At 41.3% G+C, this 22143-nt stretch carries 20 protein-coding genes; 12 read left to right on the top strand and 8 right to left on the bottom strand.

Annotation, left to right across the window (positions count from 1 at the left end):
* Window positions 1–110: 110 nt before the first annotated feature.
* Complete coding sequence (gene purN / locus VB732_RS30415) at window positions 111–770, bottom strand: phosphoribosylglycinamide formyltransferase (protein WP_323234585.1); 660 nt, start codon at window positions 768–770, stop codon at window positions 111–113.
* Between the two features lie 437 nt (window positions 771–1207).
* Here purN and VB732_RS30410 point away from each other — a divergent pair, with 437 nt between their 5' ends.
* The 4 genes from VB732_RS30410 (at window position 1208) to VB732_RS30395 (ending at window position 4611) form a co-directional block, all read left to right on the top strand.
* Window positions 1208–3715, top strand: a complete 2508-nt coding sequence (locus VB732_RS30410; RefSeq protein WP_323234584.1) for a caspase, EACC1-associated type — start codon at window positions 1208–1210, stop codon at window positions 3713–3715.
* A gap of 140 nt (window positions 3716–3855) precedes the next feature.
* Window positions 3856–4080: a ribbon-helix-helix domain-containing protein gene (locus tag VB732_RS30405; protein ID WP_323234583.1), complete on the top strand. Its 225-nt coding sequence runs from the start codon at window positions 3856–3858 to the stop codon at window positions 4078–4080.
* A complete protein-coding gene (locus VB732_RS30400) occupies window positions 4067–4291 on the top strand; it encodes a type II toxin-antitoxin system PemK/MazF family toxin (protein WP_323234582.1) in 225 nt (74 codons plus the stop codon). Before VB732_RS30405 ends, VB732_RS30400 begins: the two co-directional genes overlap by 14 nt.
* 125 nt (window positions 4292–4416) lie before the next feature.
* Window positions 4417–4611, top strand: a complete 195-nt coding sequence (locus VB732_RS30395) for a type II toxin-antitoxin system PemK/MazF family toxin (protein WP_323234581.1) — start codon at window positions 4417–4419, stop codon at window positions 4609–4611.
* A gap of 280 nt (window positions 4612–4891) precedes the next feature.
* Here VB732_RS30395 and VB732_RS30390 read toward each other — a convergent pair whose 3' ends face one another.
* The gene (locus VB732_RS30390; RefSeq protein ID WP_323234580.1) at window positions 4892–6556 is read right to left on the bottom strand and encodes an IS1182 family transposase; all 1665 of its coding nucleotides are present in this window, start codon (window positions 6554–6556) and stop codon (window positions 4892–4894) included.
* A 265-nt stretch (window positions 6557–6821) separates the two neighbouring features.
* Between VB732_RS30390 and VB732_RS30385 the strand changes: the two genes are divergently transcribed.
* Complete coding sequence (locus VB732_RS30385) at window positions 6822–7709, top strand: sugar ABC transporter permease (RefSeq protein ID WP_323234579.1); 888 nt, start codon at window positions 6822–6824, stop codon at window positions 7707–7709.
* Window positions 7710–7773: 64 nt separating this feature from the next.
* Here the strand turns inward: VB732_RS30385 and VB732_RS30380 are convergent, their stop codons facing one another.
* Window positions 7774–8340 carry a thermonuclease family protein gene (locus tag VB732_RS30380; RefSeq protein ID WP_323234578.1) on the bottom strand — a complete coding sequence of 189 codons (567 nt, stop codon included), beginning with the start codon at window positions 8338–8340 and terminating at the stop codon, window positions 7774–7776.
* 196 nt (window positions 8341–8536) lie between these two features.
* On the opposite strand from VB732_RS30380, the gene VB732_RS30375 reads away from it, so the two are divergent.
* Together VB732_RS30375 and VB732_RS30370 are read left to right on the top strand one after the other, a co-directional pair.
* Entirely contained in the window at window positions 8537–9283 is a 747-nt protein-coding gene (locus VB732_RS30375; protein ID WP_323234577.1) for a ferritin-like domain-containing protein, read from the top strand.
* A gap of 173 nt (window positions 9284–9456) precedes the next feature.
* Complete coding sequence (locus tag VB732_RS30370) at window positions 9457–9804, top strand: helix-turn-helix domain-containing protein (RefSeq protein ID WP_323234576.1); 348 nt, start codon at window positions 9457–9459, stop codon at window positions 9802–9804.
* 348 nt (window positions 9805–10152) lie between these two features.
* Here VB732_RS30370 and VB732_RS30365 read toward each other — a convergent pair whose 3' ends face one another.
* The 3 genes from VB732_RS30365 to VB732_RS30355 are packed head-to-tail and all read right to left on the bottom strand — an operon-like array spanning window position 10153 to window position 11840.
* Window positions 10153–10545, bottom strand: coding sequence for a salt stress protein, Slr1339 family (locus VB732_RS30365; protein ID WP_323234575.1), 393 nt, complete (start codon window positions 10543–10545; stop codon window positions 10153–10155).
* A gap of 27 nt (window positions 10546–10572) precedes the next feature.
* Window positions 10573–11178, bottom strand: coding sequence for a VWA domain-containing protein (locus tag VB732_RS30360; protein ID WP_323234574.1), 606 nt, complete (start codon window positions 11176–11178; stop codon window positions 10573–10575).
* Between the two features lie 56 nt (window positions 11179–11234).
* Window positions 11235–11840, bottom strand: coding sequence for a VWA domain-containing protein (locus VB732_RS30355; protein WP_323234573.1), 606 nt, complete (start codon window positions 11838–11840; stop codon window positions 11235–11237).
* Between the two features lie 347 nt (window positions 11841–12187).
* Here VB732_RS30355 and VB732_RS30350 point away from each other — a divergent pair, with 347 nt between their 5' ends.
* Complete coding sequence (locus tag VB732_RS30350) at window positions 12188–15238, top strand: PAS domain S-box protein (protein ID WP_323234572.1); 3051 nt, start codon at window positions 12188–12190, stop codon at window positions 15236–15238.
* Window positions 15239–15497: 259 nt separating this feature from the next.
* On the opposite strand, the gene obgE is transcribed toward VB732_RS30350, so the two are convergent.
* Window positions 15498–16526 carry a GTPase ObgE gene (gene obgE / locus VB732_RS30345; RefSeq protein ID WP_323234571.1) on the bottom strand — a complete coding sequence of 343 codons (1029 nt, stop codon included), beginning with the start codon at window positions 16524–16526 and terminating at the stop codon, window positions 15498–15500.
* A gap of 74 nt (window positions 16527–16600) precedes the next feature.
* On the bottom strand, window positions 16601–17278 hold the full coding sequence (locus VB732_RS30340) for a Mo-dependent nitrogenase C-terminal domain-containing protein (protein WP_323234570.1): 678 nt from the start codon (window positions 17276–17278) through the stop codon (window positions 16601–16603).
* 443 nt (window positions 17279–17721) lie between these two features.
* Here VB732_RS30340 and VB732_RS30335 point away from each other — a divergent pair, with 443 nt between their 5' ends.
* From VB732_RS30335 to VB732_RS30320, 4 genes are all read left to right on the top strand, one after another.
* Complete coding sequence (locus VB732_RS30335; RefSeq protein ID WP_323234569.1) at window positions 17722–18822, top strand: glutamate--cysteine ligase; 1101 nt, start codon at window positions 17722–17724, stop codon at window positions 18820–18822.
* A gap of 816 nt (window positions 18823–19638) precedes the next feature.
* Window positions 19639–19995 carry a hypothetical protein gene (locus tag VB732_RS30330; protein ID WP_323234568.1) on the top strand — a complete coding sequence of 119 codons (357 nt, stop codon included), beginning with the start codon at window positions 19639–19641 and terminating at the stop codon, window positions 19993–19995.
* Between the two features lie 556 nt (window positions 19996–20551).
* Window positions 20552–21091 carry a Dps family protein gene (locus tag VB732_RS30325; protein ID WP_323234567.1) on the top strand — a complete coding sequence of 180 codons (540 nt, stop codon included), beginning with the start codon at window positions 20552–20554 and terminating at the stop codon, window positions 21089–21091.
* A 147-nt stretch (window positions 21092–21238) separates the two neighbouring features.
* A complete protein-coding gene (locus VB732_RS30320) occupies window positions 21239–22006 on the top strand; it encodes a ChaB family protein (protein ID WP_323234566.1) in 768 nt (255 codons plus the stop codon).
* The last annotated feature ends 137 nt before the right edge of the window (window positions 22007–22143 follow it).

Raw genomic sequence — 22143 nt, 5'->3', positions numbered from 1 at the left:
TGCGCGGACTAACACAAAACCAAGGCTTTTCAACCTGCGGAGGCAGGTTTTGTCTCGTGTAGCCGCGACTTCTAGTCGCCTGGTGCAAGATATAAGGTATCTAAACTAGCTTAACTTGGACTGAGTGTAGCTTTTGATGAAGAAGCTGCTAGAGCGATCGCTAATGGTAAAATTCGATGTTCCTGAATTTGAATCCTGGCATGGAGTGTTTCTGCTGTATCATCCGGCAATACTGGTACTGCGGCTTGCATCAAGATTGGGCCACTGTCCATTTCTAAACAAGCTATATGTGCTGTACAACCGGTGATTTTTACCCCAGATGCTAAGGCTTGTTCAACAGCATGGATTCCCTTGAAACTAGGTAACAAACTAGGATGGATATTAATAATTTTGTCAGGAAAGGCATCCATGAAAACTGACGTTAGCAATCGCATCCAACCCGCCAAAATTACCCATTCCACATCATAGTGCCGCAATGTCTGCACAATCTTTTCATCCAACTCTTCTCGAATTTTATAGTTGCGGTGATTCAATAAAACAGCTTCAACACCTCTATTAGCTGCTCTTACGGCTGCTTTTGCTGAGGGGTTATTGTAAATTAAAACTTGAATTTGGGCATTTAGCCGCCCATCTTGGATAGCTTGAGCAACTACATCGAAATTGCTGCCATTCCCAGAAGCCATAATTCCCAGTTTTAAAGGGGCGACTAGTTGGCAATTGCTAATACTGGGAGAAACCAAGCTAGGGGTAGAATCAAGGCGGAGGGTCATAACAGCTAACTAAGAGGAAAAATTATAGATGCCAAAAATATATACTAAGTCGTGGGTAAAGATTTAGCTTATAAGAGACCATTTATAAAGTAAACCTAAAATTGTAGTGGCGTTAAAGCAGCGCGTAACGCACCTAAAAATATGGTGCGTTACGGCTAAATTAGACTTTCTCAAACCCTCAAATTCCTAAACAGCCGTAACACACCCTACTTAATATTTACTTTATTAGGACTTACGCAAGAGTTAGGGAATAACGAACCACAGAGGCACAGAGGACACGGAGAAATAGGAGTTTGAAAGATATTTTGCGTAAGTCCTATTTATAAATAACTTATAACTTGTCCAATTGATATAAGTGATATTCTAATACTTGGTATGAAGAAAACAACATACAAATTAAAGCCGCAGAGGATTTGATTGCAGTATAGGTGAGTTAAATGGCAAAGGTAGCATTGCTGATTGGGGTCAGTGAGTATGAGCCAGGGCTGAACCCGTTGCCTAGTGCAGTTAAAGATGTGGAAGCCGTGTACGAGGTGCTGCTACATCTAGATATGGGCGGGTTTGCTGCGTCAGATATTACCCTGCTAAAAAATCCTGAACGACAAGTTGTAGAAATGGCGATCGAAACGCTATTCTCTGGACGGCACAAAGATGATTTGCTGTTGCTGTATTTTTCGGGACACGGTATTAAAGACGATCGCGGTAGGCTGTATCTAGCGACTCGCAACACCAGTAAGACGCAGCAGGGCGAATTGATTCGCTCAACGTCGGTGTCTGCCAATTTTATTCACGATCGCATGAGCGAAAGTCGCTCCCGGCGGCAAGTGGTGATCCTTGATAGCTGCTTTAGTGGCGCGTTTGCTGAGGGTATGTCTGCTAAAGATGACGGCATGATTGACATCCGGGAGCAGTTAGGCGGTGAAGGACGAGCCGTGTTGACTTCTTCTACTTCGACTCAATATTCCTTTGAGCAAGAGGGGCAAGATTTATCGATTTACACTCGTTTTTTGGTTGAAGGTATCAAGTCGGGCGAAGCCGATCGCGATCAAGATGAGTTTATCTCCATCGATGAACTCCATGAATACGCCAGTCAGAAGGTGCGAGAACTTCAGCCTGCGATGAAGCCGGAAATCTATGCAATTCGAGAAGGCTTTAAGATTCGACTGGCAAAAGTGGCTCCGGGTGATCCCAGACAGCGATACCGTAAAGAGGTAGCGCGATTTATTCACCGAGGCGAAATTTCTCTTGTTGGTCGTCGCACATTAGATTATCAGAAGACTCGCTTGGGATTGGAGACAACTGAGGCGAAGGCGATCGAAGATGAGGTGTTGGAACCGTATCGCAAGGAGTTTGGCGAAAAACTCCAGCAGTATCAGCAGGTGTTTACTGAACTACTGGAGCGAGACGAGACAATTACAGATAGCGATCGCCACGATCTGCAAAATCTCCAGCAAATTTTGGGGCTGCGGAATGAGGACACGATGCCAATTGAGGCAAAGGTGACTGCACGGTTTAAGACACATCAGCAAAACCTGCAAACATATCAGCAGGCGTTTAAAACGGCACTGCGACAGGAGTTTCCCCTGAGTGCAGCAAGCCGCGATCGCTTACGGCAAACTCAGCAGCAATTAGAGCTTGCAAATGTTGATATTTCCGCGATAGAATCTCAGATTACGGCTGAGGTAGAGGCATATCACCAAAAACTCCAGGACTACCAACGGCTGTTTTTTACTGCCACGCAGCAAGAATATCCTCTTAGCGAGGCAACCCGGAATGATTTACGCCAACAGCAGCAGCGCTTGGGACTGGCGGATGTAGATGTTGCACCAATTGAAGCGCAAATCACAACGCAGATTGAAAGCTATCATCAAAAACTCCAGCAGTACGAGCAGGCATTTGTGAAGGCGACGCAGCGCCAGCATTATCCTGATGAGGTGACACGCAAGCAGTTGCAGCAAACGTGGCAGACGTTGGGGTTGAGTGAGGGGGATGTGGGTGCGATCGAGAGGCGGATTAATGCGGAGATTGAAACACATCAAGCAAACTTGCGGCAATATGAGCAAGAGTTTACAGAGGCGATTCAGCAAGAATATCCGCTCAGTGCTTTCAAACGCTCTCAACTAACGCAACGTCATCAAGCGTTGAATCTGACTGCTCGGAATGTTGCTGCAATTGAAAATCGAATTATTACTGCGATCGAGGAACATCGGCAAAAGCTGCAACAGTATGAAGAGGTGTTTAGAGAGTCGATGCAGTTTGAATATCCTCTCAGTGATGTTACTCGTGAAGAACTACAGCGCTTTCAACGAATTTTAGAACTAAATGATGCGGAAATAGCTGCGATCGAAGCAATTATTCTTAAACAATCTTCAGAAACAGAATACCAGAAACAACAGGAAGCAGAAAAACAACGAAGACAAGAAAAAGCAGAATATCACCAAAAATTACAGCAGTATGAGCAAAGATTTCGCTATGCAATCAAAGCTGAGTACCCCTTTAGTAACCACGTTTGTAATAGTCTAAAAGATTTTCAACAGTCATTAGGGTTGAAAGATGAAGATATTGAACAAATTGAACGTCCTATTCTTACGCAAAAAGAAAGTGAATTTCGGCAAAAGCAAGAAACAGAGCAGCTAAGGCAGAGACAGGAACAAGAGAAATTAAAACGCGAACAGAAGAAGCTTGAATATTTGCCCCAAAAAGATGCTAAACAGCGCCACACTAACTTAAATAATTCATCCACTACAAAAAATTACCGAGAAAAGAACTACCGTTTTATATTTAAGGTAACTAAAATATTAGCAATTACTGTTTTACTGCTAGGGCTTGCTGGTGTTTTATACTTATTAAGTTCTGGATTCCGCAGTTTTTGGGGACTCTTTTCAGTCAGTTATCTTGTTATTCAATTTAGTTGGTATTTGTGGACAATTGGAAATGAGAGTTAAGCCAACTAGAGATAATTATAAACTAAGAGCTTACCCAGGCGATGTCTAAAAAGTTCAGCTATTCCACAGCATCGATTTACTGACTTGAGATTAAGCTAGTATATTAGTACGAATTATTTTTGCTACTAATTGGTAGGAAGATGAATGTAGAAAAACTCTCTATTTCCTTACCACCATCTTTAGTGGAGTTTGTCGAAAACTACAAACGGAATAAAGGATGTAAATCTCGTTCTCAAGTAATTGAAGAAGCATTAGAATTGCTGCGAAACCGAGAATTAGAGGCAGCTTACCGAGAAGCATCTGCTGAAGTTGATAACGATTGGGATGTGACAATGGCAGATGGTTTAACAGATGAAACGTGGTGAGGTAGCGCGTTGCGGGGGTTCCCCCCGTTGTAGCGACTGCCGAACCCGTAAGGGTGATATTTATTACGCAAATCTTAGTCCGGTGATGGGTTCAGAAATGGGTAAACGTCGTCCAGTGCTAATTGTCAGTAATGATATAAGTAATAGTGCTGCTACCACTGTGACAATTTTACCGCTTACTTCTAATGTGATATCATGTCCGGTTAAATAATTGTCATTGCGAACGAAGTGAAGCAATCCCAAAACCCTTGCGATTGCTTCGTTCCACTTCGTTCCACTTCGTTCCACTTCGTTGCACTCGCAATGACATATCACAAGTAATTTGCCGGACATGATATGAGCCGTGTTTATCCCTTTGAAGTTCTGCTGAATCCAGAGATTAGTGGTTTAACAAAGCCTTCTAAAGTACAGGCGCAGCAAGTACGAACAATTTCTAAACAACGAATTACTGGTGAAGTATTAGGTAGTTTAAACGAAGAAATGATGGTATTAATTGATGCGGCGTTAAAATTGCATTTGGGATTGGTTTGAGTTTGCAGAAAATAGCGATGTTTAAGTGAAGACTCCAAGTAGTGGTCTATCGCATTGATTTTCCTGGGCTACGAGATCCCCGACTTCTTCAAGGATACAGCTGGCGAATAGGGGGTAAGACCCTACAAAAGTCAACTGGCGTTGGGAATTAACAATCAACAAGTCATCTCAAAAAGTTGCGCTTATTTGAAGCGCAACTTTTTGAGCATGATCATTTCTTCTCCAAGGCACTTTTAAGTGTCCTTGGAAAACAAATGCTCATGAATTTAGGACTTGTCATTTAAGCACAATGAACACGTAATCTAGCAAAAGAACTAGTACGAGTGCGAGCCGGAGTAGCATGATTAGACCAGTCAAAAAACCGACTTAAATTGATTGCACAAGCAGTGGCAATATGTTGTAGATGTGTTTTGGCTAGTCCAAAATATCGTGTTCGTCGCAAATCAAATCTGCCGACAGCTTGGGAAATAGTACCTTCAACACCAGCTCGACGTGCATAGTTTTGTTGAAACTGTGGAGTTTGTTGTTGATGACGACGTTCCACAAGTGCCTGATATTCGTCACGCGGTCGCAACTTAATCTTGCGGGCGGCACTAGCCGAGGAAGTACAAAGATTTCGCACCGGACAAGCAGCACAAATCTGGCGGTCAAAAACAATTTCAATTAAGGGATTATGATTAGAGTCACGGGCAGTACGCCATAAACGATTGGAATTTCCTTGTGGACAGATGGCAACTTGTTTGTCCCAATCAATCACAAACGCACTGACATCAAAACCTGTTTTTAACTTAGCTTGCCAACTCGTATCAACAGCCACCGGCCCTACCAGTGAAACTTGATAAGCTTGATTACTTTCAACTAATTGATAGGCATCTACATAAGCGGCATCCACATAATGCTCCTGTGGTAGCAAGTCTTTTTGCGCCAAATGTTGATGAATCATCGATGTGATTTCCCCATCAGGAGTTGTGGCTGCTGTTGTTTCTACATGCGTAATTAGATTTGGAGTTTGCTCATCACAGGTTTCACAAAGATGTACTTTATATCCCGTCCAATTTATCTCGCGTTTGCTACTATTGCGAGCCTCGATATCATAGGGGGATTCAATACAAATTGAATTTGGTGGTAATCCCGTCAGGTCTGGGTCTCGCCAGACTAATCCATTTTGGTCAAATGTATACTGCTGCATCCAAATTTTTCTTAATGTCTCGACACTATCCAATTCACATAAATTGCCTTGTTTCTCACTACTAAACCAAATATGATGCAGGAGATAATGTCCATCAAATCCAATCTTTAGTGCTAATTCTGACCGTTCTTTTTTGTCTTTTGGTAAGCGGTAATTATCAAATCTATCACTGTATCTCTCAAACCACTCATCACTAATAATTGCTTTCAACCATGATGGTGCTACTTCTGCTATCGAGTTGAGGGAGGCTCTGATAGTTTCTCCTACCAATTCTAATCGATTTAGTTGTCGAATTGCTGCTATTACTTGTGTTGAATCTGTTCGTTGCTTCCCTCGCTGTTTGATAAGTTGTTTTTCTTGAAACTTTACTAACATCAAATCTAACAGTTTGTTAGAGAAACCATGCTTACATAATCGAGCGCGAAATTCGCTTAACACGCTACAATCAAATCCTGAATCTGTGATCTCTAACCCAAGTGCATATTTCCAGTCAATTCGACTCCTGACTGCATCTGCTGCTTGTCTATCGCTTAATCCTTCCGCAAATTGCATGACTGTGATCAGTGCCAACTTTCCTGGCGACATTGCTGATTTGCCATATATGGTGGGAAATAAGGCAGCAAATTCTCTATCTGCGTATAACACTCCCAATTCGTCGTACATTTTCATATACATATTTCCTTTTGGGAATGACGCACGTGCTATTTTTGCTGTCTGTGCTGGTATTTCCCATTGATTCACAGGATGCAGTGTCATACGCAGTTAAAAGAAGATACTCTACTGCTTGTATCTTCTTATTTGCTGCACCTACCTTTTCTAGGGGGTAAGACCCCCTATTCGCCAGCTGTATCCTTCAAGAAGTCGGGGATCTGACCACCGCTAACCACTGAGATAATTATGAACCAAGAGCTTACCCAAGCGTAGGCGTAGCCCGTCGTAGACATCGCTAATCCTGAGAGAAACCAAGCTAAGGGTAGAATCAGGGCAAAGGATCGTAAACAGCTAAGAGGGAAAATTATAGATGCAAAAAAAAATATATACTACTAAGTCATGGTTGGATAATGATACAGCTGCCGCCTGGACTTTTCTCACACCAGCACTAATATTACTAGGCGTTTTTGTCATTTGGCCGATCGCTTATTTGTTTTACCTCAGCTTTACTGCTGGTAGTTTCACCTTAAAAGGTACTTATTGGATAGGCTTAAAAAACTATTGGCGCTTGCTAATCGATCCCGACTTCTGGCAAGTTCTGGGTAACACCTTTTATTTTACTGTTGCTACCATCATTCCCAGTTTAGTTATCTCCTTGGGATTGGCAGTCCTATTAAACCGCTCTATTCCTTTGCGGGGCATTCTACGGAGTGCCTATTTTTTACCTTCAATTATTTCACTTGTGGCAGCCGGTTTAGGATTTCGTTGGCTGTTTCAAACACCAGGGCCGGTTAACGGACTTTTAGATTTTTTCGGCATTCCAGATATAGCCTGGCTAGGAGACACATTTTGGGCAATGCCAGTAATTATTTTAATGAGCATTTGGAAACAACTGGGTTTCAATATGGTAGTTTTTTTAGCCGGGTTGCAAGCAATTCCTCCTAGTCGTTATGAAGCAGCAGATTTGGATGGAGCAAATGCTTGGCAACAATTTTGGTATATTACTCTGCCTGGATTGCGCCCTACTATGATATTTGCAATCATCACTACCGCGATTTTTACATTACGGAGTTTTGAGCAAGTTTTTGTGATGACTGGCGGTGGCCCATTGAATTCGACTAATTTGCTGGTTTACTACATTTATCAAGAGGCTTTCGGTCAGTTTGATTTTGGTTATGCAGCAGCAGCAGCAACGGTGTTACTAGCAGTAACGCTGGTATTAGTTTATTTTCAACTGCAAACTTGGAAAGAGGAATAGGGGGACTTTATGCATAGAGTATTCACCACTTCTGAATTCTGACTCCTGAATTCTGACTCCTGTTTTATTTTTTTGATAGAGTGCGATATTCCCAAGGATTAACGAATTTAGTGTCACTCCAAATACCAAGGCGTTGTTCCTTGGCTTCAGCTTCAGCTTGTTGAATTAAGTCTTTGCTAGGACACTTGTTTAAATAAGGACGATAGACTTTTGCCAATCCTTCTTTTAACAATACTTGCTGCACAAAAGTGCCATTTTGTAAACGAACTTCGGCAACTTTGCGTCCATAGCGATCGCTATCTGTGATATTCAAAGTCACGCGATCGCCTCCTTGTTGCACAAGCTGTTGTACCCGTTCTTGGGCTTTCACACCCCAAGTAAATTGATTGCGATCGCTAATCCGTTTACTCTGCTTTTCTTTGTTGGTATGGGCGATTTCTGGCGCATCTACACAAGCAAAGCGCACGGTAAAGTTTTTACCACTGCTATCTTTAACTACTATAGTGTCGCCATCACTCACACGCTCAACTGGTTCTCCAGAAGTACCGATAAAGCGATCGCAACCTATCAAACCCAAAATTATGATAGTTGCACAAAGCCAAAATCGCACTGGTTTAATTAATTTCTCCATCCAAACTCACCTGCATTACCTCTGTGGAATGATATTAGCAAAACGACGAGATATATTTATTTATTAACTCTAACCTTTGACATACTGCCACAGGCAATCCAAAATTCCAACCAGTAAAATCCTCAGACGGCAACCGAATAGAAAATACACATTAGTATAAGAATTGTGGCCTTCTAATTATCAGTGGCAATTTCTGATGAACTTTTTAACTCACATTCTGCATTTAGCTGGTTCAGGTGCTTTTGCCTATTACTCTGCTACTCAAATTCGTGATTTAAAAACCCGTCCCAACATCCTTGCGGGATTTTATTTTGCTGAATCTGGTTCTGTGCCGTTTTTATCTACACTTAGCGATCGCGCCGCAGCCGAAGGCGATACATGGCTAGCCAAAAAACTGACAAAACACGCGTCCGATGAAACTAGACATGGTAAAATTTTTGCCCACGCCTTACAACAGTTGAATAAAGAAGTTATAGATTTTAAGCGTCAACCCCAAACTACAACCACAAACAAATCACAGCAGCGTAGTCCCTTTTTCGCAGCATTCTTTGAAGGCTACACTCAAGAACAGCTAAAACCGACTGTCATTGATTGGGATGTGTTTATGGCTAGCACATACATTCTAGAGTTAGATGCTAGTAAAGACTTTGCGCGAATGGCGAAAGTATTACCTGATAATGACCCAACCAGTCGTAACTTGAAGTTAGGAATGCTAAGTATTGCTCAAGATGAAACTGGACATGCAGCCTATCTCTACGAAGCAATGATGCGACGGATGCCTGCTGCTAAAGTGGAAAAACTTGTAGATATGTGGCGAATCCGCAAAGTAAACGCCGTGTTAGGAATGGTTGGCGGTATACTCCAGCGTAAGGGTGAAACGCGATCGCTAGTCCAAGATAGTGCGCCGTCGTCAGAAATCGATTCTGAGTTGGTAGCTACGTAATATAGATATCGTTGAATATCTAATGTTAAAAAAACATCTACTTTCCAAGGTAAGAGGTTTGCCTCTTACCTCTTTCAAATTAATTCCACAGTGCCTTCTCTGAAATGCTATCCCCATATAAATTATGGAAGACCTAAAACAAGCACTAATTAGCTACTTCGTAAAAACTAACTATGAAAGCTGAAGCAGAAAACAATCTCAGGCTGACTTGTGAAGTAGAAACTACCCTAAAGGTAATTGGTGGACGCTGGAAAGTGTTGATTATTAGAGAACTAATGACTGGCGTAAAACGGTTCGGTGAATTGCAACGGGCTTTACCTGGAGTTACACAAAAAATGCTAACCCAACAACTCAGAGAAATGGAGCAAGACGGCATTATTCATCGAGAAGTTTATCCCCAAATTCCCCCAAAAGTAGAATATTCACTAACACCTTTAGGCGAGACTTTGCAACCAATTCTCTATGCTATGCATGAATGGGCTGTTCAACATTTAGCTCTCACAAATCACCATCAATATTAAGCATAGTTAAGGAGACAAAAGGCAATAATAAAGCCCGTAAATCAATACAATTAACTTAATAAAAAATAAAACTGGTGTAGGTTGGGTTGAGGAACGAAACCCAACATTATCAAGGCTTTGTCGGGTAACACTAAAGTTCAACCCAACCTACTATTCTTCTCAACCCAAGCGTATTGGCCCATAAATATAAATAATAAATATACCGATTTTAAAAATGATTACGATGATGGATTAATAAAACGTAGACAGAGAAGGCAATTCCCAATCCAAAATCTATAATCTAAAAATTACCTTAAATCCTAGTAGAGACACAATATTTTGTGTCTCTACATTCGTCTTCAGAGATGTTCATTCGTTGTTTCTTAAATACTCAATCGCTGCCTCTAATTTTGAAGGGTAACTTTCAGCAAACCTTTCAAACCAAAGTCCTTCTGACGAAAGTGGATCTACTTTGGCTAACCATTCTTTTGCTTCCACTTTCAAAGCCTCTAGTTGTTTGGCTTTGAGCTGTTCTTGTCGAATTTTTTCTTGTTCTAGTTCTTGCTGTTTTTTTAACTCAATAGCAGCATCTTCTTGTGCAAAATCAGCCTTAACTTCTGCCAAAAGGTTATCCATGAAAGATGCCGATTTTGGCAATGATGGAATGAAAGATTTAGCTGTGATTGATTTTGGCTGCTGTTGTGGTTGTACTTCTTTGTATTCAGTTTGGAGTTCAGCTAACAGCTTATCGAGGGAATCCATTTTTGTAATTCCTAGTAAATAGTATAGCTAGTCATTAATGGCATTGAGTAGCACTTCTGATAAACTCATATCTTCCATGTCTTCCATAGTAATTGTGTCACAAATATCAAATTTAGCGCCAGCACTTTGGAGTTCATCGTCTAAGACTTTCAAAAAACGAGTAGCTTGTGGATCTGTGCCGACTTGAATGAAAGAAATGGCTAATTCTTCATCTCGATCGATGCGGCGAGAAGCTTCAATAATTACTTTCATCACTTCTTTGCGATCGTCTGGTTCACCATCAGTAATAACTAAAATTGTTTCACCATTTGGCTTTGTTTGACCGGCTGCTTTGCGTTGCAAGTAGTCATCAGTCGCGTGTTTCAATACACTCGCCAAGTCTGTTGTCCCAGAGGGGTCATTTTCTCGAAAAATTTGCCCTACTATACTGGATGTGACATTTTCATATCGCTTAAATTTCCCAGAAAATACATAAATAGTGATACCATCTGGGTCAAATTGTTCGCACTTGCTAGCTAAAGCTAAAGTAGATTCCTGTGCAGCAAACCATCTACTTCTACCACCTTTTTGATCTTGGGTTGCCATGCTGCCGCTTTTGTCAATAATTAAGGTGTAATCACGATTTTCTAGCATTATTCAATTCTCCAGTTAAAAGTTAAGAATTATTGGACTTGGGGCTGATATATGCGTTAATCAGTGATTGCGTTCGTCAACACATCTACAAGACTCATTTCTTCTAAGTCATCTAAAGTAACCGTGTCACAAATATCAAATTTAGCACCAACACTTTGCAACTGGTCATCCAAAGCTTTGAGGAACTTAGTTGCTTGGGCATCTGAACCCACTTGAATGATCGAAATTCCTAATTCTTCATCACGTTCCATCTGGCGAGTGGCATGAATGATGACTTCAAACACAGCTTTGCGATCGTCTGGTTCACCATCGGTGATGACTAAAATTGTCTCTCCATTTGGCTTGCTTTTACCGGCTGCTTTGCGTTGAAAGTAGTTATTAAGCGCATCTTGAAGTACACCTGCTAAGTTTGTTGTCCCAGCCGGGTCATTTTCAAGAAATATCTGTGCAACTTTCGCTGAGGTGACATCATCGTAGCGTTTAAATCTACCGGAAAATACATAAACAGTGATGCCATCGGGGTCAAACTGTTCGGCCTTTCTTGCCAAAGCCAGAGTAGACTCTTGGGCGATCTCCCATCTACTTCTACCACCTACTTGGTCAGGCGTGGACATACTACCACTTTTGTCAATGATTAATGTATAGTCGCGATCGCTCATCATAATTTTCCTCTGATTTTACCCTGCAATTCTAGTCTAACTCCGTTTTTTTACCGATAAGCAAGGCTTTTAAGCTTTTGTATCAATTCTGCTACTTCTAAAAACCCGGCAACACCAGAAGTTAAGGATGGGTTTGCTTGTTGCATCCATATTTAGTCTGGGAATAATAAAGACTACTTGTGCTGACACACAACACACACGGAGCTAAATAAACGTGAGTTCAACAAATCTCGCCTTACCTTAAACTTCCATCCAAGTGTATCCCTCTCAGAATCTCAGAGGAAAGGTTTTAAGTATTAAAACCAGGGAGAGGTTTATTTATTGCTAAATTTTTAAAGATAAATTTCAGTATGAACAATCCTAAATTCTTAGATAACCCCGCGCAAAAACACAACACGCAGCAGCAAAACTTCTCTCCGGCATTTCTGCATCAGATGGTCAATGCCATATCTGACCCCTTTTTTGTCAAAGACCGTCAACATCGCTGGGTATTATTTAACGATACCTACTGTAATTTCATAGGTCATAGCCGAGAAGAATTAATTGGCAAATCAGACTACGATTTTTTTCCTCAAGCAGAAGCTGATGCATTTCGACAAAAAGATGAACAAGTTTTCACCACAAATATTACTAATGAGAACCAGGAGCTTTTTATCGATGCTCACGGTATAAGCCATCTCATCTCTACCAAAAAGTCTTGCTTTGAAGATGAGACTGGTAATAAATTTCTAGTGGGTAGCATTCGAGACATCATTTTACCGAATGAAGCTGATAAAGTTGTTGGTGTGAGTAACACAGTTACCGATATTACTGATCTGATGCAAACTTGTGAGGCACTTCGGGAAACCCTAGAAGAACTCCAGGTAATTGAAGAAGAACTGCGCCAACAAAATAAAGAATTAGCGATCGCTCGTGAAACAGCAGAATTAGAGCATCAGCGTTACCAGGATTTATTTGAACTCGCCCCAAATGCTTACTTAGTGACCGATGTCGCCGGCATCATCAAAGAGGCTAACTATATAACCGCAGCCTTACTATCTGTAAGACAAAATCATCTGATAGGTAAACCATTTATCCTGTTTATCGCTGAATCAGACCGCAAAACCTTCATGAGCAAACTGGCAAATTTGCAGCAAATACAGGATTGGGAAGTCTCTCTAAAGTCACGAGGAGGTACAGCCTTTCCTGCTAGTGCCAAGATGGTTGCGATGTATGATTCACAGGGTCAGCAAGTCGGCTGGCGTTGGTTACTTTGCGACGTTAGCGAACAGCAAGCCATACTGCGCTTACGCCAACAAGCAGAGAAAGACCTACACCGCATTAATGCTGTACTGCAAGCTCAACAAGAAGCTTCCATCGATGGAATTCTGATTATTGATGAAAATCGTACAGTGACATCATCCAATCAGAAATTCTCCCAGCTATGGCAAATACCTGCGGCAGTTCTCCAAACACATGACGATCGCCAACTCCTCGAATGGGTACTAGACAAACTAGTAAATCCAGAAGAATTTGTAGCTAAGGTGGAGTATCTTTACCAACATCCAGAAGAAACTAGCCGTGATGAAATTTTCCTGAAGTCTGGAAAGATTTTTGAGCGCTATTCTGCACCCGTGCGTAAACACCAAGGAGCTTGTGATCAGACATCTTCTTTAGGAGACGATTATGGTAGGATTTGGTATTTTCGGGACATTACCGAATACAAGCAAGCAGAGGCAGAACTTAAAGCTTCACAGCAAAGATTGGCATTGCTGATTGAACAAACACCTTTAGCCATTATTGAATGGAATACCAACTTTGAGATTCAAACATGGAATCGGGCAGCAGAAAGAATCTTTGGCTACACCACAGAGGAAATGCTGGGGAATCGTTTTGAGAGCATAATACCTGAAAACGCCAGAAAGCACATAAATGAAATCATTACAGCCCTTTTAACCCAACGTGGAGGCAGTTTTAGTCTCAACGAGAACATCACTAAAGATGGCCGGATAATGGTCTGTGAGTGGTATAACAACTCATTAGTAGCCCCTGATGGTCAGGTAGTTGGCGTGGCCTCAATGGTGTTAGACATTACAGAACGCAAACGAGCCGAAGAGGAACAGCAAAAATTGGTAGCGTTGGTTGAAAATAGCAACGACTTTATTGGCATTGCTTCAATGGAAGGGGAAGTTCTCTATGTGAACCCTGCCGGACTCAAGATGGTGGGGCTTAGTAGCCTAGAAGCAGCCAAAACCAAGTCTATGGATAATTTTCATCCACCAGAAGCTTTTGCAGAGTTTTTACAGCACATTCTTCCTTTGATGTCTCAACATGGTTTCTGGCAAGGTGAGCTTTGCTATAGACATTTTCAAACGGGCATAGAAATTCCTACTGATAGCAACATATTCATGGTTAAAGACCCTGAAACAGGAGAGCCATTCTGCCAAGTAGCTGTTGCTAGGGATATTACAGAAGCTAAACAAGCCAAAGAAGCCCTGCTAAAGTCGGAAGCACAACTACGACAACAAGCCGAAGAACTTAAAGTTACACTCCGCGAACTTCAAAACACCCAGACTCAGTTAGTTCAAGGTGAAAAGATGTCCAGCTTGGGTCAACTGGTCGCAGGAGTGGCACACGAAATCAACAACCCGGTCAATTTTATTTATGGCAACCTCAGCCCTGCTAAGGAATACACTCAAGATTTACTTTCACTTTTGCAACTCTACCAAAGTCATTATCCTGAACCCGTGCCAGAAATTAAGGATTTTGCAGAACGAATCGAACTAGACTTTTTGAAATCAGATTTACCGCAAATAATCAACTCAATGAAAGTTGGGGCAGATCGCATTCGAGAGATTGTACTTTCCCTGCGAACTTTTTCGCGCTTGGATGAAGCCGACATGAAAGCTGTTGATATCCATGAGGGAATCGACAGTACTTTGATGATTCTGCAAAGCCGCTTCAAGGGTAATAACCAACACCCAACAATTAAAATAATCAAAGAATACGGCAAACTACCCTTGATTGAATGTTACGCTGGGCAGCTAAACCAAGTATTCATGAATATTTTGTCAAATGCGATCGATGCTTTAGAAGAGAGAGTAGAGAGTGGCGGTAAGGGAGATAAGAGGAATAACCAATGCCCAATTCCGACAATTAGCATTTGCACTCAACTACAAGAGCCAAATCAGGTAACAATTAAGATTGCTGATAATGGATCAGGAATAAGAGAAGATGTTAAAAAACAATTATTTAACCCTTTCTTTACCACTAAGCCCATCGGCAAAGGGACGGGAATGGGACTTGCCATCAGCTACCAGATAATTACAGAAAGACATGGCGGTTCCTTAAAATGCATTTCTCAGCCAGGACAAGGCACTGAGTTTGTGATTAAAATTCCCCTGATTCAAGATAATTCGTAATTCGTAATAGAGCCTCCGGCACGCTACGCGAACGTAATTCGTAATTTTAAGAGCTTTTATTACGATTAGATTTACAAAGGTTATAAAAGAATTATGTTGTGTATCAACTTAAATGCGTCGTTTTAGGTTTTGACTAATCACTAGTTGATGATAATAGAGCTTCCCTGTAGGGGCAATTTATGAATTGTCCCTACAACAGATGTTGTTTTTTAAATCATCTATATTTGCTCTTTTCTATCAATTAAGTAGTAACTACAAATTATCTCAATGCCTCCACTTCTTGGGGAACTTTCATTTGGTCGAGAATTCCCCAGATTTCTTGTAACATAGGCTCTAACCCGGTGCGGGTAACTGCTGAAATTATAAAAACTGGGGCGTAAGAGAGATGATTAAGTTGGGTAGCTAACGCCTCTAAATCGACAGTTTCCCGATCAACTGCATCAATTTTGTTCAGTGCCAAAATTTGCGGACGTTCTGCTAAACCCCGTCCATAAGCTTGTAATTCTTCCTTAATTGTGTTGTAATCTCTAATCACATCATCACTAGTGGCATCAATCAAGTGAAGTAGCACTCGTGTGCGCTCGATATGGCGCAAGAAATCATGTCCCAACCCTGCACCATGAGATGCTCCCTCAATTAGTCCGGGAATGTCAGCGAAAACAGTACCATCACCAGTAGGTTTCCGCACTACACCCAAATTTGGGATCAAGGTAGTGAAAGGGTAGTCTGCGATTTTGGGACGTGCAGCTGATAAAGATGAAATTAAAGTAGATTTACCAGCATTTGGTAAGCCAATAATCCCAACTTCTGCCAAAAGTTTTAACTCCAGGCGCAGCTGCTTTATTTCCCCTGGTAATCCTGGGAGGGCGTATTCTGGGGCGCGGTTACGGTTACTCAAGAAATGCTGATTTCCTAGCCCGCCTTTACCACCTTGAGCGATCAGCAAAGTCTGCTGAGGCTCAGTTAAATCCCCTAATAATTCGCCAGTTTCAGCATCATAAATGGTTGTACCGCAGGGAACTTCGATAATTAAATCCTTTCCTCCTGCCCCTGTGCAGTTATTTGGCCCGCCACGAGTCCCTTTTTCTGCCTGAAAGCGATGATTATATCTGAAGTCTAGTAAGGTTTGGAGGTTTTCATCGGCAACGAAAAAGACCGAACCGCCTCGTCCCCCATTACCACCAGAAGGGCCACCAGTCGGCACATATTTCTCTCGCCGGAAGGCAACAATACCATCGCCGCCTTTACCAGCTTCAACTTCAATTTTTGCTTGGTCGATAAATTGCATACTTAAGTAATAGTGAAAAGTGAGGAGTTAGGAATTAGGAGTTAAAAATTATAACTCCTCACTCTCCACTTTAACTAAATATATGGTGAAACATCTTCACCACATTTATCTGCCAGATAGGAAAGGGCGCGGAAACGTAAGCCTACCAGTTGCTCATACAAGGGGTTAATTTTACACATTGGCGGTATGTGGACAATCTTGCGTCCAAATAAAGTGACATCCCGCTCAAAGGGACACTGAGAGGGAATCATTTTACACAAAAAGCGGGCTACCCTTGGGTCTTGGATATCTAGCCGATCCAGCCAATCGCGTAGGGGGTGTAGTGCGTCAATTTGACGCTTTGTAAGTCCAGGGCTGGCGATCGCAGGAGTAAGTTGCTGTGGATGTTCTAGGGTGTGGCGAAGGGCTTCTAGTAAATCCTCTGGCTGTTCTAAGGCTTGGCAGAACTGATGCAGAACCTGATCTTCGCTAGAAGAATAAGTACCATCTGCGATCGCTACCATCACTGCTGTCCTTAAGAAATTTTCTGCGGCTGGTGTAGCTTTACCCAACACTGCGGCTAATTCTTCTGGCGTAATTACCTCTAGTGATTCGCATTTAATCTTAGGAGCTAATTCATTTTTGGTGATGCTGGCAATTAACTCCTGTTCTTGGGCATCAAAATTACCATCTGCCCAAGCAATGGTGAGCAGCCCACGCAACCAAGCGGCAATCTGTTCGTTGCTGTAGGGGGATTGAACGGTACTTGTCATAAACTCACGTCTCAAGCTTTCCTCAGTCACTACTAAGCTACCCTAACCAGCGACGATGAAGATAGTGGGGCAGCAGAGAAAAATAAATTAGAGAAGTTTTCAAATCGCAAAAGTCGATCTTAGGGTAAAATCCATTTATGCCGTTATTGAGAATTTTTATAGTTAAAGTGAATTTTATTGGAGTATCTCAAATATTGGTGCTACCTCCTACGAGACTTGTGGCTCAAGCATATTTAATTTTTGGAAATATAGGGCTTCTCGGTTGAGTCCAATACAGACCTAACCCCCAGCCCCTTCCCTTGTAGGGAAGGGGAGCAAGATTCAAAGCCTCTTTCCTTTTAGGAGAGAGGTTTGGAGAGAGGCCAAAGTGTATTGCATCCATGCGAGAACCGCTATATCTATTAGGTAAATTAGGTTAACTCTAAACAATTAAGGTATTAATAATGTTTTTTTTTGGTATTGAACATGAAGTTGCTTTTCTAAACAAAGAAGGAAAGTTTGCTGATTTTTGTCACACAAAATTTGCTGATTTTAATCAAATAATTGAAAAGCTACCTACATATCCCAGTGACTATCCTCAACTGCGTGTAGGTGATGCAGGTATTAAGATGAAGAGATGGTACATTGAGGGATTTGAAAGATTTGCAGATACCGATGAAGTGATCGACTGTCATGTTAAAGGCATTGAAATTAGAACAACTATACACTCTGATATTCAAGGCGCTATTACAGAATTATCAGAAAGTTTTCACTTACTCCGTGAAGTTGCTGCTAACTTTGGTTTATCACCAGTTCTGGTCAGTTTTAATCCCTACAATCCGGCTTTTGAGCCTCAACCCCCATTAAACGCTTATGAACTCAAACAGCTAGAGGCTTATCCTGATGAACAAACTGCTAATATTCACATGGTGTCTTACGGGCCAGATTTAAATATTTCAGTGGCAGATTTGTCTACTGAAGCTGTGATTGATATCGGCAGAAAGCTAACTTATTACAGCCCTTATATCGTCCCTTTTAGTTATAGTTCCCCTTTTTACAAGGGAGGTTTATGGGATGGGTTATCGGTACGAACGTTTATCAGAACCGGAAAAAGACCAGCAACCCTAGTTTTTGTTCAGAAAGAAGAAGAACTAATTGATAGCACACCTTCCTTAACAAAAATTGCCCGCATTCCGGCTGAAGTGGGACGCATTGAATTTAAGGCTTGTGATAGTTGTGATAATTTTTTAATCTACGCGGCTTTGCTGACGTTATTGAAAGGCTTGGTATTAGATGAAACCTTACTGGGTAGAGCAACTGTACCCGATGCAGCATTACATCAAATTTCTGCAAAAGAAGGCTTTGACAACAAGGATATTTTTGAGCATGCGACAAAAGTCTTGCAAGCAGCCGAACTCGCTTTAGGAGATGACCCAGATGTTCAGTATTTAACGCCGTTAAAAGTGCTGTTAGAGAAACGAAAAACTAGATCCCATGAATTAATAAAAATGTTTCATCGTGGAAGTTCGATAGAAGAAGTAATAAGGGAGACTTATCTGTTTTAATTGAAGAAGAATTCAGAAGTCAGAATTCAGGAGTCAGAATCAATCAGTTGCGGGACTGAATCCCCGACTGATTGAAGACCACCAAATTTTCAATTTGGTGGGGGTCTTAAACCCAATTATTCATCCGCCAGTCATAAAGAATACCTTTCCTGTATTCTGACTCCTGACTCCTGAATTCTGTTTGATAAAAGTTTTACTTTCCACATTAAAAAGGAATAATTTTTATATTGTTTAGTACTTACGCACTATACAAAATATTCATGTTGTGTATCAACGTGAATATTGCCTCTTGCCTACCAGCAAATAATTTCAGGAATAAAATGCGATTCTTATATAAGAAATTTATACTTTACAAACATCCTCTAAGGTGCATAGTTCATGAAAGTCCTTTAATTGGATAAAGTCGAGCTAACTGAACATAAATATTAGATTCATGCTGCCACAACTATATTAGGTCGATATGTCTAGAGACTGATTTTCTTCTAACCATAGATATAGGAAAGTTCATTCTAGAGATTGATGCAGACTTTAGTATTTTCCAAGTACAAGTAGAAATAAGGAGCTTGAAGAGAAGAGTGTCAATATAAAATGTAATATTGCTACAGAATTAAGACGGTATTTACTTAATTATGCCTGATTAATTCGATGCAGAAATACAAAGATAATTTCTTCGTCAAGCTAATTATACAAGAACTTCCAGATTGAAGGTAGCTTGCTAGTTTTATTATTGCTCAAATTTTTGCCAAATTAAAGTTATAAGCTTCCGTTCTCTCAATCAAAGTTCTGCGTTGTTAAAGCTGTTATTGAGGATTTCAAATGAAGAAAATTGCTTCTGTTTTATCTATCTTAAGTCCAGTGCGTTTTCTAGTTGTAGGTTTTACTTGCGCTATACTTCTTTTATCTAATGCCTTTCCTGCTTTTGCGATGGATAGCTACCAAAGTGACTCTACCGAAGGTACTACACAACTGCTTGACATTCAACGCAAAACAGACGAAGCCGGTAAAGCACCACCAATAGGATTGAGAAAGACTCAAAAAGAAACTAACGAAGGACTAAATGAGGTTCAGGGTGCTGCTGATATTGAACAGCAGAAACGTCCAGAAAATTCCCAGAGTGCAACCACTGTGGAAGAAAATATAAAGAATGTGTTGGAGAAAGTTACAGGTAAGTAACTAAATTAATAGTTCTAGTAATTTTTGGTAGTGATGGGTGATTGCGTAAAAGCAGTCACCCATTACTAATTGTTTGGAGCTTAAAAATAAAGTTCGTTAAAGACCAATACTCTTGGGTTAAAAAGAGTAGTAGGTTGGGTTGAGCTTAAGCGTTACCCAACAAAGCCTTGATGATGTTGGGTTTCGTTCCTCAACCCAACCTACGCCAGTTATAGTTTTTAACCTTAACTAAACCGTATTGCGTTAAAGATTAGCAGGACTTACACAAAAAATAGCCTAAAACTTTATTTTCTGGTAATACTCGTACAAAGAAGCAAGCTACGCAAAGCGTCTCCAAGAGTTGCGGCTTCCCGCAGGGTATCGCACCAAACGCGTCTAGTAGTTTTGCATAATTCCTAACCTGACTAGATTATTGGCATCATACTACCTATTAAGACATAGGCATAATTATGAATATGGTAATTATTTTAAGCTCATAATGTTTCCTTTGGTTGATGTGGAATGTATATGAAATTTGAGAAGTTAGTAAATAAGTTTGCTTAGGGATGGAAAAACAATGCGTGCGATAAACATTGGTTTGACTGAAGAACAGCGTCAAGGTGTAATTAATCTGTTAAATCAAGATTTGGCAGATGCCTATCTACTGCTGGTAAAAACCAAAAAGTATCACTGGGATGTCGTTGGGCCTCAGTTCCGCTCTTTGCACCAACTTTGGGAAGAACACTACGAAAAGCTGACTCTAAATATTGATGCTTTGGCAGAACGGATTCGTGCTTTGGGCGGTTATCCAGTTGGCTCATTGGAAGGATTTCTCAAGATTGCTACCCTCAAGGAACATGCCGGTAATGTTCCCACAGCAACAGGGATGGTAGCTAATCTCGTGAGTGATCACGAACAGGTTATTCGTAATTTAAGAGACCACGTGGATCAGTCTGGCGACCAATTCCACGATCAGGGAACTGCTGACTTTCTGACTGGACTGATGGAACAGCATGAAGAAATGGCTTGGATGCTGCGTTCATTCATTGAAGGCGAAGCACTAGGCCCAGACGGCAAACAGCCAGCAGAAGGGGCTAAGACTCCTGTAGGTGTGTAGCTCAAAACATTCGGGTATAGGTGTCTTGTGAAACCAGTTAGAAGGGGGAATCATCCTCCTTCTAACTGCTGTGAAGAAGTTAATTTTCTTACATCTACCTCTTTATGATCTTTATTGTAAAAACAACATAATACAGGGAGTATTTAAGTGGCAGAAGTATATAAAGCAGAACGTACCATTTCTGCTGTGTTCAAAGAACAGAAGCAAATTGATGATGTGATTAGACGTTTACTAGACAGGGGTGTACCTAGAGATCATATTTCGGTCATGGGTAGAAACTTCCAGTCAGAAACTAGAATCGCTGGCTTTATTAGTAAAAAAGATGTGATTCTGGGAGGATTGAGAACAGGGGCAGTTTTTGGTTCCTTGTTTGGTTCCTTTCTCAGCTTGCTCACGGGTGTAGGTGTACTGTTTATTCCCTTTGTTGGGCCAATTGTGGCAGCAGGGCCTATTGGTGCAGTGCTACTAGGGGCTGCTAGTGGAGCGATCGCAGGTAGTGCAGGTGCTGGCTTAGTATCGGTTCTAACTACTTTGGGGATGCCAGAAGAAAAAGCCGCTATCTACCAAACCCGCTTACAAGCTGGGGAGTTCTTGGTAATGGCAGAAGTTCCGAGCGATCGCACTGGCGAATTTCAATTGCTGCTCGAAAGTGCTAGCGGCGAAGAAATTCACACGATTGAAAAAACCTTTGCTCGTCCTTGTATTGGACAGTGCAACGGCCCAGAAGACTTGTCTCCTGAAGTTCGCGCTCATCTTTCTGATGATGCCCAACGCACATTCATTGAACGCTATAACACTGTCTTCAGCGAGAAAAATGACGAATTTACAGCTGAACAAGCTGCCTGGGAGTCTGTTCATCAGCAATATGATGAAGATGAAAACGGTGTCTGGTCAAAAGCTAAGGTTAAAGCTTAAATCACTTGTGTAGGCGATACACAATAGGAAAGAAACCTATTTGGAGTGTACCGAGTTTTTTCAAAAATAAAATATTAGTCTTATAGCAATTCTATTTGATTGGTGAGAATTGCCAGCCACAGATCCCCGACTTCTTT

The organism is Nostoc sp. UHCC 0252 (assembly GCF_034931145.1).
Lineage (GTDB): Bacteria > Cyanobacteriota > Cyanobacteriia > Cyanobacteriales > Nostocaceae > Nostoc.
Note: the sequence above shows the minus strand (reverse complement) of the source record. Positions and strands in the feature narration are given on the sequence as shown.